The organism is Pseudoalteromonas sp. MM17-2 (genome assembly GCF_022347945.1).
Taxonomy (GTDB): Bacteria; Pseudomonadota; Gammaproteobacteria; order Enterobacterales; family Alteromonadaceae; genus Pseudoalteromonas; species Pseudoalteromonas ruthenica.
The window spans coordinates 209,828-235,200 of record NZ_JAKRFV010000004.1; the positions used below are offsets into that span (position 1 = coordinate 209,828).

21 protein-coding genes and 1 pseudogene are annotated in these 25,373 nt (G+C 46.1%); 6 read left to right on the forward strand and 16 right to left on the reverse strand.

Annotated features, from left to right (window positions below; genetic code table 11):
- Window positions 1-12: 12 nt before the first annotated feature.
- Genes MHM93_RS05675 through putP form a run of 3 tightly spaced genes read right to left on the reverse strand, consistent with a single transcriptional unit; the run spans window position 13 to window position 3,883 of the window.
- Complete coding sequence (locus MHM93_RS05675) at window positions 13-1,260, reverse strand: glutamate-5-semialdehyde dehydrogenase (RefSeq protein WP_022946040.1); 1,248 nt, start codon at window positions 1,258-1,260, stop codon at window positions 13-15.
- Window positions 1,257-2,363: a glutamate 5-kinase gene (gene proB, locus MHM93_RS05680; RefSeq protein WP_022946039.1), complete on the reverse strand. Its 1,107-nt coding sequence runs from the start codon at window positions 2,361-2,363 to the stop codon at window positions 1,257-1,259. Before proB ends, MHM93_RS05675 begins: the two co-directional genes overlap by 4 nt.
- A 23-nt stretch (window positions 2,364-2,386) precedes the next feature.
- Complete coding sequence (putP, locus tag MHM93_RS05685) at window positions 2,387-3,883, reverse strand: sodium/proline symporter PutP (RefSeq protein WP_045980355.1); 1,497 nt, start codon at window positions 3,881-3,883, stop codon at window positions 2,387-2,389.
- A gap of 571 nt (window positions 3,884-4,454) precedes the next feature.
- Here putP and MHM93_RS05690 point away from each other — a divergent pair.
- Window positions 4,455-6,308, forward strand: a complete 1,854-nt coding sequence (locus MHM93_RS05690) for a sodium:proton antiporter (protein ID WP_022946037.1) — start codon at window positions 4,455-4,457, stop codon at window positions 6,306-6,308.
- Between the two features lie 41 nt (window positions 6,309-6,349).
- Here MHM93_RS05690 and rpmG read toward each other — a convergent pair whose 3' ends face one another.
- From rpmG to radC, 3 genes and pseudogenes are all read right to left on the reverse strand, one after another.
- The gene (rpmG, locus tag MHM93_RS05695; RefSeq protein ID WP_022946036.1) at window positions 6,350-6,505 is read right to left on the reverse strand and encodes a 50S ribosomal protein L33; all 156 of its coding nucleotides are present in this window, start codon (window positions 6,503-6,505) and stop codon (window positions 6,350-6,352) included.
- A gap of 12 nt (window positions 6,506-6,517) precedes the next feature.
- A complete protein-coding gene (gene rpmB, locus MHM93_RS05700; RefSeq protein WP_022946035.1) occupies window positions 6,518-6,754 on the reverse strand; it encodes a 50S ribosomal protein L28 in 237 nt (78 codons plus the stop codon).
- A 223-nt stretch (window positions 6,755-6,977) separates the two neighbouring features.
- Window positions 6,978-7,651 (reverse strand): annotated as a pseudogene (gene radC / locus MHM93_RS05705) (DNA repair protein RadC).
- A 105-nt stretch (window positions 7,652-7,756) separates the two neighbouring features.
- On the opposite strand from radC, the gene coaBC reads away from it, so the two are divergent.
- Together coaBC and slmA are read left to right on the forward strand one after the other, a co-directional pair.
- Window positions 7,757-8,944: a bifunctional phosphopantothenoylcysteine decarboxylase/phosphopantothenate--cysteine ligase CoaBC gene (gene coaBC / locus MHM93_RS05710; protein ID WP_239448328.1), complete on the forward strand. Its 1,188-nt coding sequence runs from the start codon at window positions 7,757-7,759 to the stop codon at window positions 8,942-8,944.
- 94 nt (window positions 8,945-9,038) lie between these two features.
- Complete coding sequence (slmA, locus tag MHM93_RS05715) at window positions 9,039-9,626, forward strand: nucleoid occlusion factor SlmA (RefSeq protein WP_022946032.1); 588 nt, start codon at window positions 9,039-9,041, stop codon at window positions 9,624-9,626.
- Between the two features lie 621 nt (window positions 9,627-10,247).
- Here slmA and zapE read toward each other — a convergent pair.
- Entirely contained in the window at window positions 10,248-11,366 is a 1,119-nt protein-coding gene (zapE, locus tag MHM93_RS05720; RefSeq protein ID WP_239448329.1) for a cell division protein ZapE, read from the reverse strand.
- A 69-nt stretch (window positions 11,367-11,435) separates the two neighbouring features.
- On the opposite strand from zapE, the gene rsuA reads away from it, so the two are divergent.
- The 3 genes from rsuA to MHM93_RS05735 all read left to right on the forward strand — a co-directional run bounded on the left by rsuA (window position 11,436) and on the right by MHM93_RS05735 (window position 15,351).
- A complete protein-coding gene (gene rsuA / locus MHM93_RS05725) occupies window positions 11,436-12,137 on the forward strand; it encodes a 16S rRNA pseudouridine(516) synthase RsuA (RefSeq protein ID WP_239448330.1) in 702 nt (233 codons plus the stop codon).
- A 127-nt stretch (window positions 12,138-12,264) separates the two neighbouring features.
- The gene (locus MHM93_RS05730) at window positions 12,265-13,896 is read left to right on the forward strand and encodes a methyl-accepting chemotaxis protein (RefSeq protein WP_239448331.1); all 1,632 of its coding nucleotides are present in this window, start codon (window positions 12,265-12,267) and stop codon (window positions 13,894-13,896) included.
- Window positions 13,897-13,992: 96 nt separating this feature from the next.
- Window positions 13,993-15,351 carry an MBL fold metallo-hydrolase gene (locus MHM93_RS05735; protein WP_239448354.1) on the forward strand — a complete coding sequence of 453 codons (1,359 nt, stop codon included), beginning with the start codon at window positions 13,993-13,995 and terminating at the stop codon, window positions 15,349-15,351.
- A gap of 706 nt (window positions 15,352-16,057) precedes the next feature.
- Here the strand turns inward: MHM93_RS05735 and galE are convergent.
- Genes galE through MHM93_RS05780 form a run of 9 tightly spaced genes read right to left on the reverse strand, consistent with a single transcriptional unit; the run spans window position 16,058 to window position 25,360 of the window.
- On the reverse strand, window positions 16,058-17,074 hold the full coding sequence (gene galE / locus MHM93_RS05740; protein WP_239448332.1) for a UDP-glucose 4-epimerase GalE: 1,017 nt from the start codon (window positions 17,072-17,074) through the stop codon (window positions 16,058-16,060).
- Between the two features lie 15 nt (window positions 17,075-17,089).
- Window positions 17,090-17,965 carry a UTP--glucose-1-phosphate uridylyltransferase GalU gene (gene galU, locus MHM93_RS05745; RefSeq protein WP_239448333.1) on the reverse strand — a complete coding sequence of 292 codons (876 nt, stop codon included), beginning with the start codon at window positions 17,963-17,965 and terminating at the stop codon, window positions 17,090-17,092.
- Window positions 17,966-17,977: 12 nt separating this feature from the next.
- On the reverse strand, window positions 17,978-18,982 hold the full coding sequence (locus tag MHM93_RS05750; RefSeq protein ID WP_239448334.1) for an NAD-dependent epimerase: 1,005 nt from the start codon (window positions 18,980-18,982) through the stop codon (window positions 17,978-17,980).
- A 12-nt stretch (window positions 18,983-18,994) separates the two neighbouring features.
- Window positions 18,995-20,161: a nucleotide sugar dehydrogenase gene (locus tag MHM93_RS05755; protein ID WP_138548568.1), complete on the reverse strand. Its 1,167-nt coding sequence runs from the start codon at window positions 20,159-20,161 to the stop codon at window positions 18,995-18,997.
- Window positions 20,162-20,164: 3 nt separating this feature from the next.
- A complete protein-coding gene (locus MHM93_RS05760) occupies window positions 20,165-21,445 on the reverse strand; it encodes a hypothetical protein (RefSeq protein ID WP_138548569.1) in 1,281 nt (426 codons plus the stop codon).
- Window positions 21,438-22,142 (reverse strand): WecB/TagA/CpsF family glycosyltransferase, encoded by a 705-nt coding sequence (locus tag MHM93_RS05765; RefSeq protein WP_239448335.1) that lies wholly within the window; start codon window positions 22,140-22,142, stop codon window positions 21,438-21,440. The genes MHM93_RS05760 and MHM93_RS05765 overlap by 8 nt, the downstream gene beginning before the upstream one ends.
- Entirely contained in the window at window positions 22,139-23,251 is a 1,113-nt protein-coding gene (locus MHM93_RS05770) for a glycosyltransferase (protein ID WP_239448336.1), read from the reverse strand. Before MHM93_RS05770 ends, MHM93_RS05765 begins: the two co-directional genes overlap by 4 nt.
- On the reverse strand, window positions 23,251-24,303 hold the full coding sequence (locus MHM93_RS19435) for a glycosyltransferase family 4 protein (RefSeq protein WP_239448337.1): 1,053 nt from the start codon (window positions 24,301-24,303) through the stop codon (window positions 23,251-23,253). The genes MHM93_RS05770 and MHM93_RS19435 overlap by 1 nt, the downstream gene beginning before the upstream one ends.
- On the reverse strand, window positions 24,296-25,360 hold the full coding sequence (locus MHM93_RS05780; RefSeq protein WP_239448338.1) for a polysaccharide pyruvyl transferase family protein: 1,065 nt from the start codon (window positions 25,358-25,360) through the stop codon (window positions 24,296-24,298). Before MHM93_RS05780 ends, MHM93_RS19435 begins: the two co-directional genes overlap by 8 nt.
- Window positions 25,361-25,373 lie beyond the last annotated feature (13 nt).

The following is a 25,373-nucleotide window of genomic DNA, read 5'->3' on the forward strand; positions in this document are numbered from 1 at the left end:
CCTTAGTCGTGATTAGCTACGAATTTGTCCTTCACCATTCACTAAGTATTTTTCTGTGGTCAGTGACTCTAGGCCCATAGGCCCGTAAGCGTGCAACTTAGTCGTTGCGATGCCGATTTCAGCGCCTAGACCTAGCTGCGAACCATCAGAGAAGCGTGAAGAGGCATTTACCATCACCACCGACGCATCAACACTGCGCTGGAACAAGTTGGCGGTTTGCTCGTCTTTGGTACAAATAACTTCAGTGTGGAAGCTACCAAAGCGGTCAATATGCGCCACTGCTGCATCAAAGTCAGCAACGATACGTACCGCGATTTCAAGATCAAGGTACTCTTCACCAAATTCATCATCGCCAATGACATTCGCATTGCTGAAGAATTTCGCTGCTTGAGCATCAGCATTAACACGTACACCTTTTGCTTCAAGCTCTTTTGCCGCACGAGCTAAAAATGCCTCTGCCACCTCTTGGTGCACAACCAAGCCCTCTAGCGCGTTACATACACCGGTACGTTGAGTCTTACCGTTCAGCAACAGGTTCATCGCCACATCAAGGTCTGCATCTTTATCAACATACAGGTGACACACTCCTTTAAAGTGCTGAATAACCGGTACGGTACTGTTTTCAGTCACAAAATTAATCAGTCCTTCGCCACCGCGAGGGATAATCAAGTCAATGGTGTCACGCTGCTGCATAAGATCCATCAACAGGCCACGGTCTGGGTCTGGGATCACCGAGATAAGCGCCGTTGGCAAGTTGTGTTTCTCAAGCACACTGTGCAGTACACTGGCAATGGCTTTACTTGAGGCTAGCGCCTCTTTACCACCACGCAAAATAACCGCATTACCTGATTTGAAGCACAGTGCGCCAGCATCCGCTGTTACGTTTGGACGGGCTTCATAAATCATGCAGATCACCCCAAGAGGCACTCGCATTTTATTGATTTTGATACCATTGGGGCGCTCACCCAATGAACGCAACTGACCTACTGGGTCATCGAGATCGGCAATGGTTTCAATGCCCACGGCCATATCTTCAATACGCTCATCGGTCAGCGTCAAACGGTCGACCATGGCTGCAGCTAAGTTGTTGTCTCGCGCATTGGCAAGATCTGATTCGTTTTCCGCCTTAATATGCTCTTTGTTGGCACGCAGTGCCTCAGCCATTTCTTTAAGTACGTTGTTTTTACTCTCTGTATCAAGCAGAGCAAGCACCTTAGCGGCTTTTGCTGCTTGAGCTGAAATATCCTTAACTAAACTCATGATTTCTCCAATACTGCAATGTCTTCGTCTGAAATAATCGGGCCGATGGAATCTTGTGCTTCATCGCTAAACTCACTGGTTTCATTCTCGGCAATAAAGTTCAGCAAACAGCTACTGTAGTTTGCTCGTGCCTTAGCCAGCTTAGTGCCGTCGTCGCTGCGCACCAAAATAGTGTCGCCAACGGAGAACTCGCCCCGAACCTCGATAATGCCTTGCGGGTTAATCTGCTCGGCGTTTTCATCTAATGGCTCGCTGAAGTCACCTTCAACAATCACCTCACCCTGCTCACTGGCGGTATGTGTACGCCAATGGACTGCCTCTTGCATTGGTTTTTCATACGGCAAGAAGATAGTGCCCGGGTTTTTACCTTCTAACAACAAGTTAAAGGTCTGCTCTTTAAAGCCATTTAGAATAAATGTAGTAATACCATGGGAAGTGGCTTTTTCTGCCGCCTCGATTTTGGTTTTCATGCCGCCGGTGCCTACCGCACTGGTAGCACACCCAGCCATGGCGTAAATAGATTCATCAATTTCACTGATCTCAGGTAACAGCACAGCGTCGGTATGCAAGTTAGGATTCTTGTCATAAAGGCCGTCCACATCTGAGAAAATCATTAATGCGTCAGCATCAGCGGCCGCTGCTACCATAGCTGATAAATTGTCGTTATCACCTACTTTCAAATCATCAGTGGTCACCGTGTCATTTTCGTTGATGACAGGAAGAACACCGTGATCAAGCAAGGTAAAAATGGTGTCGCGTACACTGGTGTAACGCTCACGGTCACGTAAATCACCGTGCGTTAGCAGAATCTGTGCTGATGGGAAATCAAAAAAGCGATCCCATGTTGCCATCATCTCCATTTGCCCAGCGGCTGCCATTGCTTTTTTAAGTGCTACAGAGCGCGGCTTATCCTCTGGGAATAAGTGTGAGCCCGCAGCCACAGAGCCTGATGACACCAAAATAACTTCAATACCTTGGGCGCGGCAACGAACAATAAACTGAGCTATGGTGAGTAAATAGCGTGAACTACAGCCATTTTGCTCGGGTGCAATTAAGGCACTGCCTACTTTGAGTACGATGCGTTGCCATTTAAAATTTTGCATTGCGATTACTTTCCTTACTAGCTTTAGCTAAGTTGCTCAAGTTTTTGCTCAGTTGCATGAAAAGTTTCTTTCACCTCGGCTGAAGGTGCCTGAGAAAGCTTACTCACCACAACGATTGCAAGTGAACTTGCGATAAATCCGGGAACAATTTCGTAAATAACACTGCTTAGCGTGCCCCCGTCACTAAGCACTGGTGCAAATATCCAGAATAAAACAGTTGCTGCGCCGACAACGATTCCAGCGAGCGCGCCTTGATGGGTTATTTTCGACCAACACAGGCTAAATAATACTAATGGGCCAAATGCGGCACCGAAACCAGCCCAGGCATTACTGACCAATGACAAAATGCTATTAGATTTGTCCAGTGCCAGTAAGGTAGCAACGAGTGCCACGGCGAAAACCCCTATCCGGCCGATTTTTACTAAGGTTTTTTGCTCTACCTCAGTTTTTGAAAAAGCACGGTATACGTCCTCGGTCAGCGAGCTTGATGACACCAACAGCTGTGATGAGATGGTGCTCATGATCGCCGCCAAAATCGCGGCGAGTAAAAAGCCGCTAATCAGAGGGTGGAACAAAATTTCCGAGAAAATAACGAAAATTGTCTCTGGGTCAGCCACTTGCAAACCAAATTTGTTGGCATAAGCAACCCCAACTAAGCCTGTTCCTAGCGAACCTAAAATGGTGACTGTCATCCAGCTCATACCAATATTACGTGCCGTTTTAATATCTTTTACCGAACGAATCGCCATAAAGCGCACAATAATATGAGGCTGGCCAAAATAACCTAATCCCCAAGCCAAGCTTGATACTATGCCCAGCAAGGTGATGCTCTGCCAAGATTCACTAAAACTTGGAATCGATTGCTGCGCAAAATTAAGCATATCGGCACTGCCATTGAACTGCATGTAAGCCACAATCGGCACGAGTATTAACGCCACAAACATAATGCAGCCCTGTACAAAGTCGGTCATGCTCACAGCCAAAAAGCCACCTAATAAAGTGTAGGCCACAACCACCGAAACGGTAATAATTAAGCCAAGGTGGTAGCTTAAACCGAATGCCGATTCAAACAGCTTCCCACCTGCAACTAACCCTGCCGAGGTATAGAGCGTAAAGAACAAGATGATCACTGCCGCTGAAATCACGCGAATCGGCCCTTTGCTCATGTTAAAACGCTTATCGAAGAAGTCCGGTAGCGTCAGTGCATCATCGGCCATTTCTGTGTACACCCGCAGGCGTGGTGCAACTAATAAATAATTGGCCAGTGCACCTAAAACCAAACCCAAGGCAATCCATACGGTGTCGAAACCAGTTAAGAACATGGCGCCTGGCAAACCCATTAGCATCCAACCACTCATATCCGATGCTCCTGCAGACAAGGCAGTCACATGAGGGCTCACTTGACGGCCACCGAGAATGTAGCCAGAAATATCACTTGTGGAATTGCGATAAGCGAACAAGCCGATGCCAAGCATGGCTAAAAAATACAATGCGAGAGAGAGATATGTATAAAAATGCATTCCTTATCCTGTTTGGCCACCCTAGGTGGACTTTGTTTTGGGCAATAAAAAGCGTCGCGAAATAACAACTGGGGCGACGCTAAATTTTGCTTACGGCTTTACCTACCCAACGCTAACAAGCACAGGCATCAAGCTGTTCCAAAACCAATTAAAAGGAAAGCACTAACAGTTGTGGTTTACGCTGTGATAACAGCGGTTGCATACGACGAGGCAGGCTAAAAACCACAATTAATTAGCACTCTAATAATTTGTCTACGAACGTTATTATGCGGATTTAGATATAAAAATCAAGGTCAAAACTTAGCCATAGCCAGTATTCATGCTATTTATAGCGCATTGAAATAGCCCCTAAGCGCGTAAAAATGCACTCTAGCGATGAATACATAAAATTTTGACCTATTATGAATTTTTAGTGATCTAAGGCTCTTTTTTACTTAAAGAGTAATCAGCTTCGCTGTATCACACGTTAAAAGGTGGGTAGTTATGCGTGTTTGACTGATGTAGCAAAACGTTGTCATCACGCTCTGCTTATCTCATACTGAGTTTTCATGGACAGATAATAAGGGTCTTTATGTCAGCAATTTATATTGCAGGAATTGCTTTATGTAGTGTTATTGCACAATGGCTCGCTTGGGCCTTCCGTGTTCCCGCTATTTTATTTCTTTTACTCACTGGCTTATTACTTGGGCCAACCACCTCGTTACTCGAGCCCGACGAACTCCTTGGCGACTTACTGTTTCCAGTGGTGTCCTTATCGGTGGCGATTATTCTTTTTGAAGGCGCGCTCACGCTCCACTTTAGGGAGCTAAAGGGCATTGGTAAGGTGGTACGCAACCTGTGCTCCATAGGCATGCTCATAACCTGCCTAGTCGTCAGCTTAAGTGCTTATTGGTTGCTTGAGCTCGATTGGCGTGTCGCTGCAGTGCTAGGCGCAGTATTGGTCGTTACCGGGCCCACGGTTATCGCGCCTCTACTTAACGCCATGCGCCCCACTCAAGACATTGACCGAGTGCTACGCTGGGAAGGCATTGTGATTGACCCCATCGGTGCGCTCTTCGCTGTGTTAGTGTTCGAGGCGGTGATGTTAGTGGGGCAAAGCGATGTGTTTAGTCACACCTTAGGGGCATTGGTCACCACGCTGAGTGTGGGCTTTTCGCTCGGTGCTGCCGCAGGATGGTTAACAACGCAATTGATTCGTCGCGAGTGGCTTCCTTATGAGCTGCATAAATTTGGTATTCTTGCGCTAGTGCTTATCAGCTTTACCGTCTCGAACCATCTCAGTCACGAGTCTGGGCTGCTAGCGGTGACAGTATTTGGTATTTGGCTTGCGAACCAAGACGACTTGGAAATTGATTCGGTGCTTGAATTTAAAGAAGACCTGTCGATGATTCTTATCTCTAGCTTGTTTATTTTGCTGGCAGCACGCCTCAAGCTTGAAGATTTACTGGCTCTGGATGCACAAGTCTTTATCTTTTTAGCCATTGTACTGTTTGTCGCTCGACCACTGAATATTTTAATTTCTACTTATGGCAGTGACTTGCCCGTCAAATCACGGCTGATACTGGCATGGATTGCGCCTCGCGGTATTGTTGCCGCCGCTGTCGGCTCGGTGTTTGCGCTCAGTATGGCCGATGCCGGTATTGTGGATGCCAATAAAATGGTGCCCTTAATCTTCACGGTGATAATTGTCACTGTGGTTTTAAATAGCCTCACCGCCATCCCATTAGCCAAAATGCTCGGGGTCCGCCAACCTGCTCCCTCGACCTTACTCATCATTGGCGCGAACCACGTTGCCAGAGCTATAGCCTGTGGCCTAAAAGAGCAAGATATCGATGTACACCTCTCCGATCCGGCATGGGAAAACTGTAAAATGGCCCGTATGGATGGTTTGCCCTGCTATTATGGTAACCCGCAATCGGAACATGCCGAGCGGTATCTGCCACTAACAAGCATCAGTAAGGTGTTGGCACTGTCACCTAACCGCCATCACAACGCATTAGGGGTGCAATACTTTAGCCACCTATTTAGCGAAAACCGAGTGTTCTCACTCAAATCATCACAAAACCACGCGAAAGCCAATAAAGACAGTGCTACTTTCCTCTCTCGACAAATTCTATTTGGCGAGAATGGTTCCTATGCCAAGCTCAGTAGCCTGATAGCCAAAGGCGGTAAGGTCAGTGCGACTCGATTAAGTGATGAATTTGACTGGCAACAATATCAAGAAGTAAATAGCGAAGCGATTCCGCTGTTTATTATTGGTAACGAAAAAGTAGTGCGTATTATTACCGCGCAAATGGAGAATCCACCAGCCAGTGGTGAGAAGGTTGTTGCTCTGCAGCCACCAAAAATGTCGATGGTGAAAGATGCACAGCAAAACCCACCGACCAAGAATCCGCAATTACAGCCAACAAAAAACCCGACATAAAGTCGGGTTTTCAAATTTGGAAGCGTACGCTTAAAATCAGATTACTTGATTTTTGCTTCTTTGAAAATCACGTGCTTACGAGCTTTAGGATCGTATTTTTTGATTTCCATTTTTTCAGGCATGTTACGCTTGTTTTTGTCGGTAGTGTAGAAAAAACCAGTACCGGCAGTTGAAACTAGACGAATCTTATCGCGCATGACTCAGGCTCCTTAAACTTTTTCGCCGCGAGCACGGATATCAGTCAGTACCGCGTCGATGCCTTTTTTGTCGATGATACGCATACCTTTAGTAGTAGTGCGTAGTGATACAAAGCGTTTTTCGCTTTCAACCCAAAAACGGTGAGTTTGTAGGTTAGGTAGGAAACGACGCTTAGTCGCGTTGCGCGCGTGTGAGCGGTGGTTACCTACCACTGGGCGCTTACCTGTAACTTGACAGACTTTAGACATGTCTATTTATCTCCAATAACTTCGCTCGAGCTTAATTTTCCCTTACGGCCTTTTTGTATACTGCCCCGGGATAAATCGAAGGGCGCTCTTTATACAGCATAGACAGGCAAAGATCAAGAAACCTGATCTCAGAATCAGCTCATATGTAAATTTGATAGCGGCTAATTATAAAGATCAACGCAGCAAAGGGAAAGCAAAAACTGCATTTAAATTGCACAAATAGCTACAGTAGGCCACGCTCGGCAAAAGAGACTGCGTGGCAACCGCCTATCACTAAATGATCGAGCACACGAATATCCACTAAACCAAGAGCTTGAATTAGTTTGCGGGTAATGACTTCATCGGCCTGGCTCGGCTCGGCGATACCGCTGGGATGATTATGCGCAAAAATAACGGCAGCGGCATTATGCTTGAGTGCTGCTTTGACCACTTCTCTGGGGTATACCGACGCCGCATCTATGGTGCCTTGAAACAGCGTTTCTGTGCTTATTAAACGGTGTTGGGCATCAACAAACAACACTAAAAAGACTTCCCGTTGCAGCCCTTTTAATTCTAACTTGAGATAATCTGCACCGCTTGTGGTGAGTCAAAGCTGAGCTCTCGTTCCAAACTTGTTTGTAAATATCGCCGCGCCAACTCAATTGCCGCCTGCAATTGCGTATACTTCGCAGTGCCCATACCTTTAAAACGGCAGAAATGGTCGTGCTCAGCAGCTAACAAAGTATGCAGCCCTTGGCTTTGACTGAGTATCTGCTGGGCTAAGTCAATAGCATTGCAACCGGCAATGCCCGTTCTAAAAAAGATAGCGAGTAACTCGGCATCACTCAGCGCCCCGGCACCCTGAGTAAGTAATTTCTCCCTAGGCCGTTGTTGGGCTGGCAAGTCAGTGAGTCGCATGGGCATTCCTTCGCTTTTGCGCTTATGAACCTTCCTCAACTATAGTGCAATAGCGGCACATCTGGTATCTTCTAAGCAGTCACACAAGCGATATTGTCTATTGTTATGCAAAATAAAAAGGTGGTCCTTGGGATCAGTGGCGGCATCGCCGCATACAAATGTGCAGAGCTAACCCGACGGCTGAAAGAGCGCGGTTGTGAGGTCAAAGTGGTTATGACCGACAGCGCTAAGCATTTTATCACCCCGCTCACGATGCAAGCAGTATCAGGAGAAATTGTTTCTGATTCACTGCTCGATCCTCAGGCCGAAGCGGCAATGGGCCATATTGAGTTTGCCAAATGGGCCAACTTGATTCTCGTCGCCCCTGCTACAGCCAATATCATTGCCAAAATGGCGGCCGGTATTGCCGATGACCTACTCACAACCTTATTGCTGGCCACCCCAGCTAAAGTTGCTATCGCTCCCGCTATGAACCAGCAAATGTATGCTCATGCGGCAACGCAAGCAAACTTAGCCACCTTAGCACAGCGAGACATTGCCATTTGGGGCCCAGGTGCGGGCGAACAAGCCTGTGGCGACGTAGGAGCCGGGCGTATGCTAGAGCCCAACGAGCTTGTTGAGTTAGTGTGCACTCCTACAGTACAGCCATTATTAGCGGGGAAAACCCTCACCATCACCGCCGGCCCTACCCGTGAAGCGCTCGACCCTGTGCGTTATATCTCTAATCACAGCTCAGGCAAAATGGGCTATGCCTTAGCCGCTGCAGGCGTGGCAATGGGAGCGACAGTGAATCTTATTTCCGGCCCGGTTAATTTACCAACGCCTGTGGGAGTCACGCGCATTGATGTGCAAAGCGCACAACAAATGCACCAACAAGCACTTGCTTTGGCGCCAAGCTCCGATATTTTCATTGGCTGCGCTGCCGTGGCCGATTATCGTGCTGCTGATATCGCCGAGCAGAAAATGAAAAAGCAAGGCGATGAACTCACCCTCACACTAGTGAAAAACCCGGATATTATTGCTGATGTTGCTGCGCTGAGTGAGAATAGGCCGTTTACTGTTGGTTTTGCTGCGGAAACACAAGATGTCGCCACCTATGCACAGGGTAAATTAAAGAATAAAAAACTAGATATGATTTGCGCTAATGATGTGTCGGTACAAGGGCAAGGGTTTAACAGCGATAATAATGCCCTGACCTTATTTAGTCATGACAGCACACAAAGCATTGCGCTTATGAAAAAAGATAAGTTAGCACTTACTGTCATCGAAGCAATTGCTACAAAGTTAGTGTAAAGGTCGCAAAAGACTGGAAAGGGACCTCACAAAGCATTAATATGGCGTTCATAATAAAGGTCAGTGACCACCAAAGTTGTTAAAAAGGAACGCCATGGCTGCCTCACGTCGCACTAACCGTAAAGAGCAGATTTTACAATCACTCGCGCAAATGCTGGAAACTAGTCCCGGTCAGCGTATCACTACCGCCAAATTGGCCGCCGAAGTAGGCGTTTCAGAAGCAGCTCTCTATCGCCACTTTCCTAGCAAAGCGCGTATGTTCGAGGGATTAATTGAGTTTATTGAAGACACCTTGCTGTCTCGCATTAACTTAATCTTAGAGAACGAGAAAGAAACGCAAAGCCGTGTCTACAACATTTTGATGCTACTGTTAGCGTTTGCAGAAAAGAACCCTGGGATTACTCGAATTCTCACTGGTGATGCACTGCAAGGCGAAAACGAACGATTACGTGAACGCATTCAGAGTCTATTTGAAAAGCTAGAAACCCAGTTCAAACAGGTTTTACGTGAACGTAAATTGCGTGAGGGTAAGGCCTTTGCAAGTGATGAGGGAACCTTAGCGAACCTTTTCCTAGCGTTTGTTGAAGGGAAAATGAATCAGTTTGTACGCTCTAATTTCACGATTAAACCCAGTGGCCAATTTGATAAGCAGTGGCAAGAGCTACAGAAAATTTGGTTGTAGGTCAGGCTTTAGCCTGACAACCGAAATCGACCTAACATCTGCGCAAGGCTAAAGCCTTGCCTACAAAAACTAAACCACACACCCGTTGTAGGTCGGGCTTTAGCCTGGCAATCGAAATCGACCTCAAACCCGCGCAAGGCTAAAGGCCTTGCCTACAACAAACTGCACATCCGTTGTAGGTCGGGCTTTAGCCTGACAATGTAAACCGGCCTCACACCTGCGCAAGGCTAAAGCCTTGCCTACAACAACCAACTACACACCCGTTGTGGGTCGGGTTTTAGCCTGACAACCGAAATCGACTTCACACCTGCGCAAGGCTAAAGCCTTGCCTACAAAAACTAAACCACACACCCGTTGTAGGTCGGGCTTTAGCCTGGCAATCGAAATCGACTTCACACCCGCGCAAGGCTAAAGGCCTTGCCTACAACAACCAACTACAGACCCGTTGTGGGTCAGGCTTTAGCCTGACAATGGAAACCGGCCTCACACCCGCGCAAGGCTAAAAGCCTTGCCTACAACAACCAACTACACACCCGTTGTAGGTCGGGCTTTAGCCTGGCAATGGAAACCGGCCTCACACCTGAGCAAAGCTAAAGCCTTGCCTACCTCTGCCCTACAACATTAGTGGCTTGGTAAAGACCAACGTTGCATTTCAATTAAGCGCGACTGGGTTCGTGCAAACTCAAAAGCTAAACGCTCTCCTTGATAAAGCGACTCTAGCTCCACCTCCGCAGTGATAATTAGCAACTTATGGTTATCATAAAACTCATCAACCAAAGCAATAAAGCGCCGCGCTTCATCGTCATACTGAGCCTGGCGCTGTGGGGCCTGGTCGCGGATGTAACCATCTTCTGTGCCTTGGGCTACATGTGCGCTGTGCATAGCGACTCCCATAGCCGGGACTTTGTCCACATAAAGCACCTGCAGTTGCTGGGCCAGCTCCATATAATCTGCACTGGCGCGACCATCGCCACACAAGGCAAAGAAATCAATCATGGCCGCATCGCTGGCATAAGCCATAAAATGCATGCTTCGTCGGTTTATCTCTCGTATGCAAGGCTTAATAGAACAGCGTTGTTGCTGCTTAAACAGCCCACTCAACACCTCTGGGCCATAGGCGAGGTAGTAACGAAAGCCAGCAAACCCTTGCAGCCGATAATCTTGCTCACCGCTGACATCACAGACATGGCAATGTGCCTCAATTAAGGCGATAGTAGGTTCAAAGCGCGCTCGCTGTAACCCATTGCGATACAATTGCTGCGGATGGCAATTACTGGTTGCTACCAAGACCATACCTTGGGCAAACAAAGCCTCGAATAGCCTAGCCATAATCATGGCGTCACCGATATCGCTTACGAAGAACTCATCAAAACACAGCACATCGGTACTTCTGGCATACTCTTTTGCCAACTGACGCATTGGATTCTTCACCCCCTGCAACTGCCCCAAGCGTTGATGTACAAAAGTCACAAAGTGATGAAAGTGTAAGCGTTGCTTTTTATCACTATTAAGATGTTGGAAGAATAAGTCCATCAGCATTGATTTGCCCCGCCCTACGGGGCCATATAAATATACCCCTGTCGTGACTTTAGGACGACGCCAAAAGCGCTGAGACGATGAGCGCTGCTCAAGTTCCTGCGCTAAACGGGCAAGCTCCTCGGCCGCCCGTTGTTGCGCGTCATCAACGGCAAGTATTTGCGCATCAATTTGCTGTTGGTACTGTGAGAGGATTTTATTCACGGTGGCTGTTTTCGCTGAGACGCATAAGCTATACTCGCGCCATTGTAGCGAAATTAAAGCCCCGACCCAATGAAGTTTCCTTGCCGTTTAGATAAGTTCATTAGCCACGTTACCCAGTTACCACGTACCAAAACCAAGGCCGTGATCAAAGCCAAGCGGGTATGTGTGGGTGGTGAGATGACCACACAGCAAAACACCGCTATTGATGAGAACACCGTGGTTACGCTAGACGGTGAACAGTTGCATTATTTGGGCAAGCGCTACTTTATGCTTAATAAGCCCGAAGGCTATGTATGTGCTAATAGTGACGATTTACATGCTACGGTGCTCGATTTAATGGATGAGCCCAACTTGCAGGAATTGCATGTTGCTGGGCGTTTGGATATAGATACCACTGGCCTAGTGCTGCTGAGTAACGATGGTCAGTGGACACATCAAATAACTAGCCCAAAGAAGCAAAAATACAAAACCTATGTGGTGGAGTTAGGGCAACCTATTACCGAACACGCGGTGCATGAACTTGAACAAGGGGTGCAGCTACATGGCGAACGTGAACTCACTCGCCCAGCCAAAGTTGAGGTATTCGCCCCCTATCAAATTCGCTTGCATATTGTTGAGGGTAAATATCATCAGGTGAAGCGTATGCTAGCCGCCGTTGGCAATGAGGTGGTCGCACTGCACCGAGAGGCCATAGCCGGTGTGACTCTTGATGATGCGCTTGCCCCAGGGGAATACCGAGCCTTAAGCGAAGATGAAATAAACCTTTGTTGAGCATACCTACCAAACATACACTCAAAAAAAATTCAACAGAAAAAAGTCTGTTTTTGCGGCTTTTGCCTTAAAAAGCCGCTGAAAAAGTGATAAGTGTAACAAACCGCTTATCGACTTGGAGCTTGCTGTGTTCGCAACGTTCTCTTTACGAAGCAAAATTATTGCTTTTGCTGTCACCCTATTTATTGCCCTTATTGCCGTCGCTTTGCTAGGTTTGCAAGCCTTGCGTCATGCCAGTGAAAACGACAATATTGCCCGTATTAATCAACTGATGAAAAGCACCGTCAATGTGGTTGAGGAGCTCGAAACCTTAGCGGCTCAGGGTGAGCTTAGTGACGCGCAAGCACAAGCTTACGCCAGCACCATATTACAAAGTAATACTTACCATGACTCTGAGTATGTGTATGTAGTCAGCAGCGATCTCAACTTTGTTGCCGCACCGCATGATCCGCAATTGCACGGTACCAGCTTTAATGACTTCAAAGATGCCCAAGGCAACAGCATTGGCGCCATGGTGGAGCGCTTAGTTGGTAGCAAAACGGGTGAGATCATCACCTATCACTGGACTTCTGAACGCGATGGTGAAGTCGTTGATTTAACCTCAGTTGTACAAAAAACGCCTCGTTGGGGTTGGTATATTGGTACCGGCATCAGCTACAAAGAAGTCGATCAGCGTTACTGGAGCACCGCCAGCTGGTTACTCGGTTTATCGCTTATCATCGCGGTATTACTCACACTCGCCTTAGCTAAGTTTGGTTTAGCACTGACCAATGCCTTAGGCGCTGAATTAAGCTCAGTGAGAGATATCGTAACGCAAGTATCACGCGGGCGTTTGAACAATACTATCGCCCATCAAGAACACAACAAAGATAGCATTATCGGTAGCATGGCCTACATGCAACAAGGATTGCAGGGAGTGGTAACAGGCATAAAAGAAGTCGCAGACACCTTACAGCAGCAAAGCGTAGACTCCGATAAACGCTCGGTTGAGCTGGAGCGCTTAATGCAATCGTTACAGCAAGATACGGCCATTGTGGCCTCAGCGATTACTCAGCTTACGGCCTCAGCGCAAAGTGTGGTCGACCTTGCCGAGCAATCAGCTTACGCCGTTGGCGAAGCAGAGCAGCAAGGCCAAGCAGCGAACGCGTTGACAGAGGAGGCTGTTGACACCATTTCCCTTTTAGAGAAACAAATTGACAGCGCTGGTAATAATATTCAGCTACTCGATGACGAAGTCAATAATATCGCCAATGTGCTCGGGGTTATTCAAGGTATTGCCGAACAAACAAACCTACTGGCGCTGAATGCGGCCATTGAAGCTGCTCGCGCGGGCGAGCAAGGCCGAGGTTTTGCAGTGGTCGCGGATGAAGTGAGGCAACTCGCGCAGCGCACCCAAAGTAGCACCGAAGAAATCCACAGCATGATCACTAATCTACAAAGTGCCACCAGCGAGGCTAAACAGTCGGTACAAATGAGCATTGAGACCAGTGAACAAACCGTGAGTAAATCGCAACGAGTGCGCACCGAGTTAGTGCATATCGCCCAGTCGTTGAGTACCCTAGCCGGTATGAGCCAAGAAATAGCCAGTGCCGCGAGAGAGCAGCTCGGGGCAGGTGAAGATACTGCAAATCGCGTGGTGGTGATCTCTGATACCGCCACGAACACAGCGCAGGTATCAAAACAGGCGCATGTGGCCAGCGAAAGCATGCGTACACTCACTGAGCAACTAGAGCAACAAACGCAAAAATTTGAAACCTAAAACCTTGCACCTTGAAGGGCTGATGTTCTCGGCACTTAAGTGCTACAGTGAAGGCATAAGCAGCGAATAAAAGCGATATGATCAGCAATGGATGAGGTGCAAATACTCCATCATGGCGCGGTAAACGGTGTTACTGGCTCTTGCCATGAACTTCAGGTGAGTAAGGCTCAGTCGGTGCTGGTAGATTGTGGGTTGTTTCAGGGTGCCGAGGCCAAGCCAAGTTTGGCCATCGACTTTGATATAAGTGCCGTGACTGCGGTTATCATCACGCACTGTCATATTGATCATGTCGGCCGCCTTCCTTATTTACTTGCAGCGGGATTCACAGGCCCTATTTATGCTTCACAGGCGACATCGGCATTACTGCCTTTGGTCATTGAAGATGCGCTCAAACTTGGTGTCACTCAAGAGCAAGAGTTAGTGGCCACCTGTATTCGTTTGCTTAAACGCCAATTGGTGAGCGTTGATTTTAAGCACTGGTATGATTTACCCAACACCGATTGTCGCTTTCGACTGCAACGCGCGGGCCATACTCTTGGTTCAGCCTATGTGGAAATTGATTTGCCGCATAACGAGACCCGCCATCGCGTGGTGTTCTCGGGCGATCTTGGAGCCCCTTACACTCCGTTACTACCGGCGCCGAAAGCCCCCTACAAGGCCGATACTTTGGTTATTGAGTCCACCTATGGCGATAGCCTCCATCATGACCGAAAACAACGTACACAGCAACTTAAAGCCGTGATTGAACGCGCGGTGTCAGATAACGGCGTGGTGCTTATTCCAGCCTTTAGCATTGGCCGCACACAGGAATTACTATACGAGCTTGAGCAGATTATACACAGCGCCAAAAAGCACTCTTTCTGGCAAGATATCGAAGTGATTATTGACTCTCCCATGGCAGCCAATTTCACCCGAGAGTATCGGCGCTTTAAGTCATTATGGGATAAAGAAGCCAAAGCAAGAGTGGCTAAAGGTCGCCACCCTCTCGATTTCGATAATATAGTGACAATAGATACTCACCAACAGCATGTGCAGCTACTACAATATCTTAAGCAAAGACAAAAGCCCGCAATTGTCATTGCTGCTAGCGGCATGTGCAGTGGCGGGCGTATCGTTAACTACCTCGTTGCGTTTTTACCAGAGCCCACGACCGATGTCATTTTTGTTGGCTACCAAGGTGCAGGCACGCCAGGGCGAGCTATTCAAAAATATGGCCCGCAAGGTGGCTATGTTGAGCTAAATGACCAACACATTGATATCAATGCACATATCCACACCATCAGTGGTTACAGTGCACACGCCGATCAGGCTGGGCTGATACGCTTTGTTACCGGCATGCGTAAAAAACCTCAGCATATTAAAATTGTTCATGGCGATAATGAGGCCAAACAAGCGCTGGCAGAACAGCTCAGAAGTAAGCTTGCGCAGCAAACCAAGGTAGAAATAGCCACCTAATGCCTGCGCAAGGCTGAAGCCTTGCCTACAAAAACCAACCTACAGCGGTTGTAGGTCGGCTTTAGCCTGACTACCTAGCTACACCTAAGACCTGAGCAAGGCTGAAGCCTTGCCTACAACAATCAAACTATACATCTGTTGTAGGTCAGGCTTTAGCCTGACTGTCTAGCTACACCTAATACCTGTGCAAGGCTGAAGCCTTGCCTACAAAAAACCATACACCCGTTGTAGGTCGGGCTTTAGCCTGACTGTCTAGTTACACCTGATACCTATGCAAGGCTAAGCCTTGCCTACAACAACCAAGCTACACAGCCGTTGTGGGTCAGGCTTTAGCCTGACTGTCGGGATACACCTGATACCTGTGCAAGGCTGAAGCCTTGCCTACAATAATCAAACCACACACCGGTTGAAGGTTGGGCTTTAGCCTGACTACCTAGCTACACCTAAGACCTGTGCAAGGCTAAAAGCCTTGCCTACAACAGCCAAACCACACACCAGTTGTGGTTCAGGCTTTAGCCTGACTGTCTGGATACAGATACCTGCGCAAGGCTAAAAGCCTTGCCTACAACAACCTAATCACACACCCGTTGTAGGTCAGACAATCCAGATAAACCTAATACCTGCGCAAGGCTGAAGCCTTGCCTACAAAAAATCACACACCGGTTGTGGGTGTCGATAAAAAAGGAGCTAAACGCTCCTTCTTTAATTAATCTTGATACCCATCCGGGTTTTTGCTTTGCCAGCGCCACGTATCTTGCATCATCTGCTCGATACCTCTCTGTGCATGCCAGCCAAGCTCATCAGCGGCTTTTTGAGCGCTGGCGTAACAGGCAGCAATATCACCATCGCGCCGTGGTGCAATTTCGTATGGCACAGCTTTATCGGCGGCTTGCTCAAACGCTTTGACCATTTCCAGAACCGAGTAGCCATTACCTGTACCCAAGTTATAGATGTGCACACCGCTATGCAGGCTAAGCCAATCCAATGCTTTTAGGTGGCCAATAGCAAGATCAACGACATGGATATAATCACGCACCCCGGTGCCATCTTTGGTGTTGTAGTCGTCACCAAAAACTGCCAGTTGCTTGAGCTTACCTACCGCCACTTGAGAAATATAAGGCAGCAAATTGTTTGGAATACCATTGGGGTCTTCACCTATTTGCCCGCTATGGTGCGCACCCACCGGATTAAAATAACGTAAAATAGCGAAACGCCAACGCTCATCCGATTGCGCCACATCCTGCATGATTTGTTCAACCATTAACTTTGACGTGCCGTATGGGTTGGTCGTCCCTCCCACTGGTGCCGATTCCTTAATGGGCAGAGTCTCAGGGTCACCATAAACGGTCGCCGATGAGCTGAATACTAAAGAAAACACACCAGCATCGCGCATGGCTGAAATTAACGTCAATGAACCTTGTACGTTATTTTGGTAATACAGCGTAGGCTTAGCAACAGATTCACCCACAGCTTTCAAGCCCGCGAAGTGCACAACGCTATCAATATCATGGTTCTTAAATACGCTATCAAGTGCACCTTTATCACACACATCACCTTTCACAAAGGTGACAGGCTTGTCGGCGAGCGCTTCAACGCGACGTAGCGACTCTCTGGAGGCGTTACTCAGGTTATCAAAAACCACCACCTCACTTCCTTGATTTAACAGTTCCAACACGGTGTGAGAACCAATGTAGCCGGCACCACCTGTCACTAAAATTGCCATTTTAACTCCTTCGCTTTAAATACTCTTGAGGTGTTCCGAGAAGTCCGCACCTAACTCAGGGTGTTGCTGGGCATAGCGTACAAACGCCTTTAAATATCCTAACTTGTCGCCACAGTCATGAGAAATGCCACTCATGCGAAATGCCTCGACCGCCTCTTGAGCTATCAGCATATCAATGGCATCGGTCAATTGTATTTCACCACCGGCACCAATAGGTGTCTTTCTTAGCAATGGCCAAATATTGTGAGACAGTACATAGCGACCTACAACTGCGAGATTAGACGGTGCGTCTTCGACTTTAGGCTTTTCTACCATAGACTTGATGACTGCACTCTGACCAGGTTCAATTTGCTCGCCATTAATATCAGCAATACCGTACTTACTAACGTCTTGTTGCGCTACAGCCTCAAGCATAATTTGACTGGTTTGCGTATCCTTAAAACGGGCAATCATTGCCGCCAAGTTTTCACTGGTTTGGTCGGCACTGTATTCGTCTAAGATGACATCCGGAAGAATAACAGTAAAAGGCGCATCACCTACGACTGGCTCAGCACACATAATGGCATGGCCTAAGCCTTTTGCTTCACCTTGACGTACGTGCATAACAGTTACATCTTCGGGGCAAATTGAGCGCACTTCATCCAAGAGTTGGCGCTTAACACGCTTTTCGAGCGTCGCTTCTAGCTCAAAGCTGGTGTCAAAATGGTTTTCGATGGCGTTTTTTGATGAATGCGTAACTAAGACTATTTCTTTAATTCCTGCACGCACACATTCATTGACGATATATTGAATAAGCGGCTTGTCTACCAACGGCAACATTTCTTTTGGAATGGCTTTCGTTGCCGGTAACATACGGGTGCCCAAACCTGCTACGGGGATGACGGCTTTCATATGAATCCTTCTTTATACTTTGTAGTAATCTTTAAACCACGCCACCAACTCTGCGACGCCTTCGGCTACAGAAACTTTTGGTTTATAACCTGTGGCCGTAAACAAGTCGGCTGTATCTGCATAAGTTCGATATACATCACCAGGTTGCATACCTCGGAAGTTTTTCTTTGCTTCCAACCCAAGCTCTGACTCAATCGCTTTAACAAAGTCCATTAAGTTTATCGGTTGGCCATGGCCAATGTTATATACCGCGTAAGGAGCTGAACTAGAAGCCGGAGAGCCACTTTCAACGGTCCAACTATCATTACTTTGAGGGATAACATCGGCAATACGTACGACTCCCTCTACAATATCATCTATGTGAGTAAAATCACGCCACATATCGCCATGGTTATTAATATCTATGGTATCTCCGGCAAGTATTTTCTTAGTGAAAATGTGAGGAGCCATATCTGGGCGCCCCCAAGAACCATACACGGTAAAGAAACGCAGGCCTGTCGTTGGTATTTGATATAAATGAGAATAGCTATGCGCCATTAATTCATTCGATTTCTTGGTCGCTGCGTATAAGGATACAGGGTGATCAACAGAGTCCGAAGTACTAAACGGTACTTTTTGATTCAAGCCATATACCGAGCTAGAGGAAGCATAGATAAGGTGTCCTACTTTAGTCTCTCTACACCCTTCTAAAATATTTAAATGGCCCACCAAGTTAGAGTCAGCATAAGCATGGGGATTTTCAATAGAGTAGCGCACACCCGCTTGGGCGGCTAAGTGAATCACTCGATCAAAACGGTGCTGTTGAAACAGCGCGAGTGTTGTATCCCGCTCACTTATATCCAGCTCTATAAACTCAAAAGCAGCATGGTTAATACGTTCTAAGCGGGCATTTTTCAAGGAGACATCATAATAATCGTTAAGGTTGTCGATACCGACGACATTGTGTCCTTGAGCTGTAAGGCTCTCTACCACTGCACTACCTATAAAACCAGCAGCGCCAGTCACTAAATACTTCATTACTCTTTCCTCTTAATCAGAACCAAACAGGTCCCGAGTGTAAATTTTTTCCTCTACGTCCCTGATTTCGTCAACTACTCTATTAGCAACAATAACGTCACTTTGAGCCTTAAATGCTGCAAGACTTTCATAGACCTTTGAACCGAAAAACTCTTGCTCAGTTAATACCGGTTCATAAACAATCACCTCGACTCCTTTAGCTTTTAAACGCTTCATAATTCCTTGGATAGATGACGCCCTAAAGTTGTCAGACCCCGACTTCATTATTAATCGATAAATGCCTATAACACTAGGCTTACGGCTTAGTATTGCATCAGCTATAAAGTCTTTCCTGGTTGTGTTAGCGTCAACAATCGCACGAATGAGGTTGTTTGGCACATCTTTATAGTTGGCCAATAATTGCTTAGTATCTTTAGGTAAACAGTAACCACCATAGCCAAAAGAAGGGTTATTATAGTGATCCCCAATTCTTGGGTCCAAGCCAACCCCTTCTATTATTTGTCGGCTATCCAAGCCGTGCGCTTCTGCGTATGAGTCTAGCTCATTGAAATAAGCGACTCGCATAGCTAAATAAGTATTTGAGAATAACTTAACCGCTTCTGCTTCTGTTGCATCAGTAAATAAAGTTGGAATATCTTTCTTTTCGGCACCTTGCGCCAGTAAGTCGGCAAACTCTTTGGCTCTTTGGCTGCGTTCACCAACAATAATTCTCGAAGGATGCAAATTATCGTAAAGGGCCTTACCCTCACGAAGAAACTCTGGCGAAAACATTAAATTAGGACAGTTGAACTGCTCAATAATTCTACTAGTATAACCAACAGGTACAGTTGACTTAATCACCATCACAGCACTTGGATTAATCAATTGAACTTCGCGGATAACAGTCTCAACTGTTTCTGTATTAAAGTAATTTGTCTGCGGATCATAGTCTGTAGGCGTTGCGATAATGACATACTGCGCATCAGCAAAAGCTTGGTTTTTATCGCTCGTTGCGGTCAGCTTAAGTTCACGCTGCTGCAGAAACTCGCTGACATGCGCATCCTCAATAGGTGATTTTCTTTCATTAAGCATCGCGACTTTATGCTCATCCACATCAAAAGCAATAACGTCGTTGTGCTGAGCGAGTAAAACGGCATTTGAGATACCTACGTACCCTGCCCCTACTACTGTAATTTTCATTTTCTATATCTCTACTTTTTGATATGGAAGATTCTGTTTTTGGGTTCGACCAGTGGACTTAATATGATTTTGGAAACAACCAAATACCAGTCCTGTTAACGTCCAAAAGAAATAGGCATCTTTGTGTCCATCTAATGGCGAGCTAGCTAAAGAATAAATTGAACCACCAATAGCCATCGCTAGATAACCGAATAGAACTGTTCTATCACTGCTGGAGAACTGGCTCAAATGCTGGTGTGCACGAACGACAAATCTGACAGCACAAAACACTAAAGAGGTGAGCAACGTTAAATAAAGTAATAACCCCACCACCCCATAATTGTATAAGTAGTAACCGTAACCATTTTCAATGACTATTGGCTGGATGGGATACCCTAAAAGCAAATTTTGCTCAAGCGTGTGTGATATGAAAGCCAATTGGTTTAGCCTCGCCTGAGTAGATGCATCACTTCCTTGACCTGTGATTCCATTGATGAAGCGATAAATATTACCAAACTCTTCGAGGTTATAAATTACATAAGTCACCAAGACCGCGAAAAGTATAGTCAAAAAGAACACTACACCATTTACTTTGTTTCTGATGCCGTACTTGTAAGCAAATGGGACTGCTACCAGAAAATTAATCGCGTATGCGAGATACGAAGCTTTCGATTGGCCAGCTAATACCACGAGAGAGGTTAAGCAAAGCAAAAGGTACGCTTTAAAGCCACCTACTCCATTAAATATAGATGCCAGGATAATGAAAAAGATTGGTAATATACAAAACCCTAGCGAGTAGGACCAAATAAATGGGCCGCCAATAGTTAGCCCCACGTTCCCCTGAGTCGTTCTGTTGGTGATGCCTATACTAAGAATAAGATCAGGTACTACAAACTGCGCGACAATAAAAACAAATACCAATAACAACACATAGAGTAATGCTTTTCGCAGCTCTGCTAAGCGCAGTGCATAACGCTTAGCTATATTGAAGGTAAATAGGAACACCATAAAATAAGCCATGTAGCGAAAGTGTGATGCTGCTATTTGCACATTGATAAAACCTAGCTTACTAACGACAGTGAGGTAGAAAATAAAAAATAAGCTAAATAAAAAAGCACAGAAGTAGGGAAACTCTATTTTCCGATACCCGAGAATAAAGAAACCCAGTAAGAATGGGTAAAGAACATACAGTATTTTTTGTCCTGCACCCAAAGACATCCCACCTAAAAAGGTCGGAAAAAAAGCGATCAGCGAGAAAATAAAAGCAATAAAGAATACATTCTGCTTTTTCATTTTCTCAACCACGTTTCAAGTCCTTAAAGAATAAAACCAAAAAAGCGAGATAGTACTTCACTACCCGCTTAATTACGTGTGACTCTTTAAAAAAACGATAAAGCCAGCGTAAATTGTACTTATTAATCCAGTCTGGATAGTACTTCAGGTCTTTTGCTGAAGCGGTCTGCGATACAAACGCGCCACAAGTAAAGTAAACGGCTTGGTGTTGTTTATGGAGTGAAACAGCAACGCGCTCCTGTTTTATGTTTCCAAGTCCAAGCAAAACAATATCAGCCTGCGAGTTGGTTACAGCATGTATAATTTCTTCGTCGTCCTTGAAACCATCTACTTGTCCGGCCCACTGAACATGAGGGTAATGAGCCGTCATCTTCCTTCTAAAAACTTCCGGTTCACCGGGCTTGCCCCCAGCGACAAAAACACTCAACCCTTTTTTTTGCGCATGCTCAAAGACCAGCGGCGCCAAAGAGGTCATATCGAAAGACTGTCGGCGGAACTTAAAATCTGTTGGCAGAAACGCATTGAGAATGGACACTAGATAGAACCCATCTGAGCTATATTTACAGTCTTTTATGGTTCCTAGTTGCTCACGCAGATAGAAATAGTTAAAAGGGTTTAAATAAATATACGCCCCAGATTCAAGCTTATCATTGGCGATAAGCTCAGGTATATCTACATAGTTTTTCTTAAGAAAATCAATAATACTCACAGCTTGGCATCTTTAAATAGTTTAATGTACTTATTGGCTGCATTATTAACGCTAAACTCCCATCCTCTCGCTTGCAAAGCCTGCTTGTCCCTACTTTGTTGCAACTCAGAGATGATGCCATCAGCAAAAGCTTGCGGGTCTTGCATAGGAACCAATGTCCCTAATGAGCCATCAAGGAGAATTTCCCGTGGTCCAGCAACACAGTCTGTTGAGACTACCGGTTTGCCAATAGCTAAAGACTCGATCATGGCGTTGGGAAGCCCCTCCCACAATGAGGACATAACAAATAAGTCAGCCCGGCTAATGTATTTATAAGGATTATCAGTAAAGCCGACCAAATCCACGTTGTCATCGATACCTAGACGCTGAATTTGCGAACTCACCTGCTCTCTCAACTCACCATCACCTAAGATCAGCAATTTAAACGATCGCTCTGGATACTTAGCTGTCAGCAAAGCAAAGGCATCAAGCATAGTACCGTAGTCCTTTTGCACATTTAAGCGTCCAGCGGCAACTAACACTATGTTACCAGAGTCGAAAAAAGGGTGCTCTACGGGTTCTTGAGACAGTGTTAGTAAATTCTCTGAAACAACGGGATTATAAATAGTATGAGCTAGTTCGTCTAAACTTGAACTTAACTGAGCCACCGTGGCCCGCACATCATCAGACACACATAAAACCTTATCGGCTTTAGGGTAAAACTTTTTAATCCCTATCTCGCGAATTTTATTCCTTAGCCAGCTATAAGCGATGAGTTTCACAGGAACAGCTTGAATAACATACCAACGACAGGCTTTAGGTAGGGATGCTTTATGCTTGAGGGCCTGAATAAACTGCTGTCCCATACAGCATACCACTATATCCGGGCGCAATGCGGTTAACATTTCACCCAAAGCTTTAGTATGTTGACTTCCCGTAACACCATTTAGCGTATGATAAGAGACCTGTGTAGGGACCATGGCTTTATTTTCACCGCCAGGTTGGTTCACAATCAGGTGCACATTTAGTTCATCATTGTGGTCGTTATCTTTGATACCCTGTAAGAGTCGCATTGTACGTCGTTGAACGCCACCGCCAAACAAGTCATCAAGATAGAATACTACGTTCATTATTTCGTTCCTAAAATCATATCGCGCAATTGAGCTACTGCAGCATTGGAGCTGAAGCATGTCTGCGCTTTCGCACTGATTGTCGCTCTCGTGACATTGTGGTCACGGCGAAAATTAAATACAGCATCTGCAAGCTCACTTGGCGCGTTTATCAACTGCCCTGTTTCGCCAGGCAAGATAGCTTCTTTCGCACCATATCGGTTATAACCAATCGACCAACAACCACTGCTACTAGCTTCCATAAACACCAAGCCAAGTGATTCTTGTAGGTTTGAGAGTAAAACAAATACGTCCGCCTGATTAAATGCATCAGCTAACTGAGTTTGACTAAGCCGGCCAAGGAATTGTACCTGTGACGTTAACCCCAAAGCTCGCACCTGCTCTTTAAGCTCTTGGAGATACGGGCCATCACCAGCAATATGCCATTGAAACTGCTCACCTTGCTGTTTTAGTTTTGCAAGCTCATGAGCAACTTCGCTAAAACCTTTTTCTTTAACTACTCGGCTGGCGGTAATAAAAGTAAAAGGGCGAGTCATGTCTTTAGCTGATTGCAGAGCAAAGCAGTTTGTATCAATGCCATTGCGGACAACCTGAATGTTATTGGTAACCGCCGCTTTGTCATTCTCGTCTGTAATGCAGTCCAAGAGCTTGTGTTGCATATAATCAGACACAGCAACAACCTTTTTGGCGCTCACACACATTCGTATAAATGCGCGATGGTAACGACTGTCATTGAGTAAAAACTCAGGTTCAGAGCCATGGAGATAGATAATGCAGCGCTTACAGCATCGGCCCTTAAACAGAGTGAGCCAGACTTTCTTGTAATACAAATCATTTAAAATGATCACATCAGAGCAAAGCGCATAAATTGCATAGAAAAAACCAATAACGCGGGCAATGAAAGGACTAAAGCTTACGGCTGCTGCGCTTTTTTTTATGTTCACTCCCTGAGCCTGAAGACCCGTGTACACTGTGTGCGCAACAACACCGGCTCCTCCCAGCATAGGAGGTTGCTCATGACTCAACATAAACACTTGGGCTGACTTACTCACTCTCAGCCCCAAGCAACTTAGTTACTTCACGTAATTGCAGCTTTAATTCAGCTGCATTTTGCTGTGTGTACAAGCCAAGAAAGTTTTCTATTTTTTTAGAAATAACCCAAGGTTCAATAGTCGCCCCTTCTATTTTCCCCAAAATAAGCGAGTGCATTCGTGCGGAATATACCGTTTTCGCACGAGACAATTCGACGCGATAGTCTGCCAAAGGCAATACCCCATCAATTAAACGTATATTATCTTTTAGCGTACTATTGTTCAGTAGTTGATATAAATCACGGTTGCACTGCGCATCACTCAACGTAGTTGACGCTAAAACGATAGTCATACCTGGTTGGTACATCGATATGACTTGGTTGTACCACGTATCCAAATAGTCTTTGTAATTTGCTATTTTTGGCGTATCAACCTCATGGCAGTAGCGCGTGTACACAGCAAAGTCAGTCATCCCAACTAGGATATTCTTACGCTCATTATCACTGGCCAATGGCTGCAACCCAAAAGCTAAATCGGGGCAAAAGCTCGCTTCGACATCAAAGTGTTGCTTTAACTTAGTAACCGACTGGTACTCGCGTACGTAAATCTTTTCAGCGCACTGTAACGCTTGCTTTATAAGCCATGCCTCACTTGCGTAAAAGTGTTCGCCGCAGCCTACCCCTAATAAATATAAAGGGATTTTTCTCTTGCGCGCATACCTTGCCCAAGCATACAAAGCAGGTGGAAATGAGGCACCTGAGAGAATCAATTGACCACCGCCAATAATAATTCCGTCATAATCCTTGCTACAGGCCTGTTTTATCCTGCCTTTATGCTTTAATAACCACATAAGCAGATAGAAAGGCTTAAAGCTAAACAGCAATTTACGCAACTTCTGCGATAATGGCATAGATGGCGTCGTTGTATTTACTGGCGCCTGATGCACATGCGTCGTAGAAAAAGGCTCGCTATTAAACTGACAATCAGACTCAGTTAATAACTCTTTTAACCCTTCATTTATCGCGTGGTCACCAATATTATCGGACCCATTTTCGTTAACGAGTAAAAACTTTTTCAACTTATAACCTCTA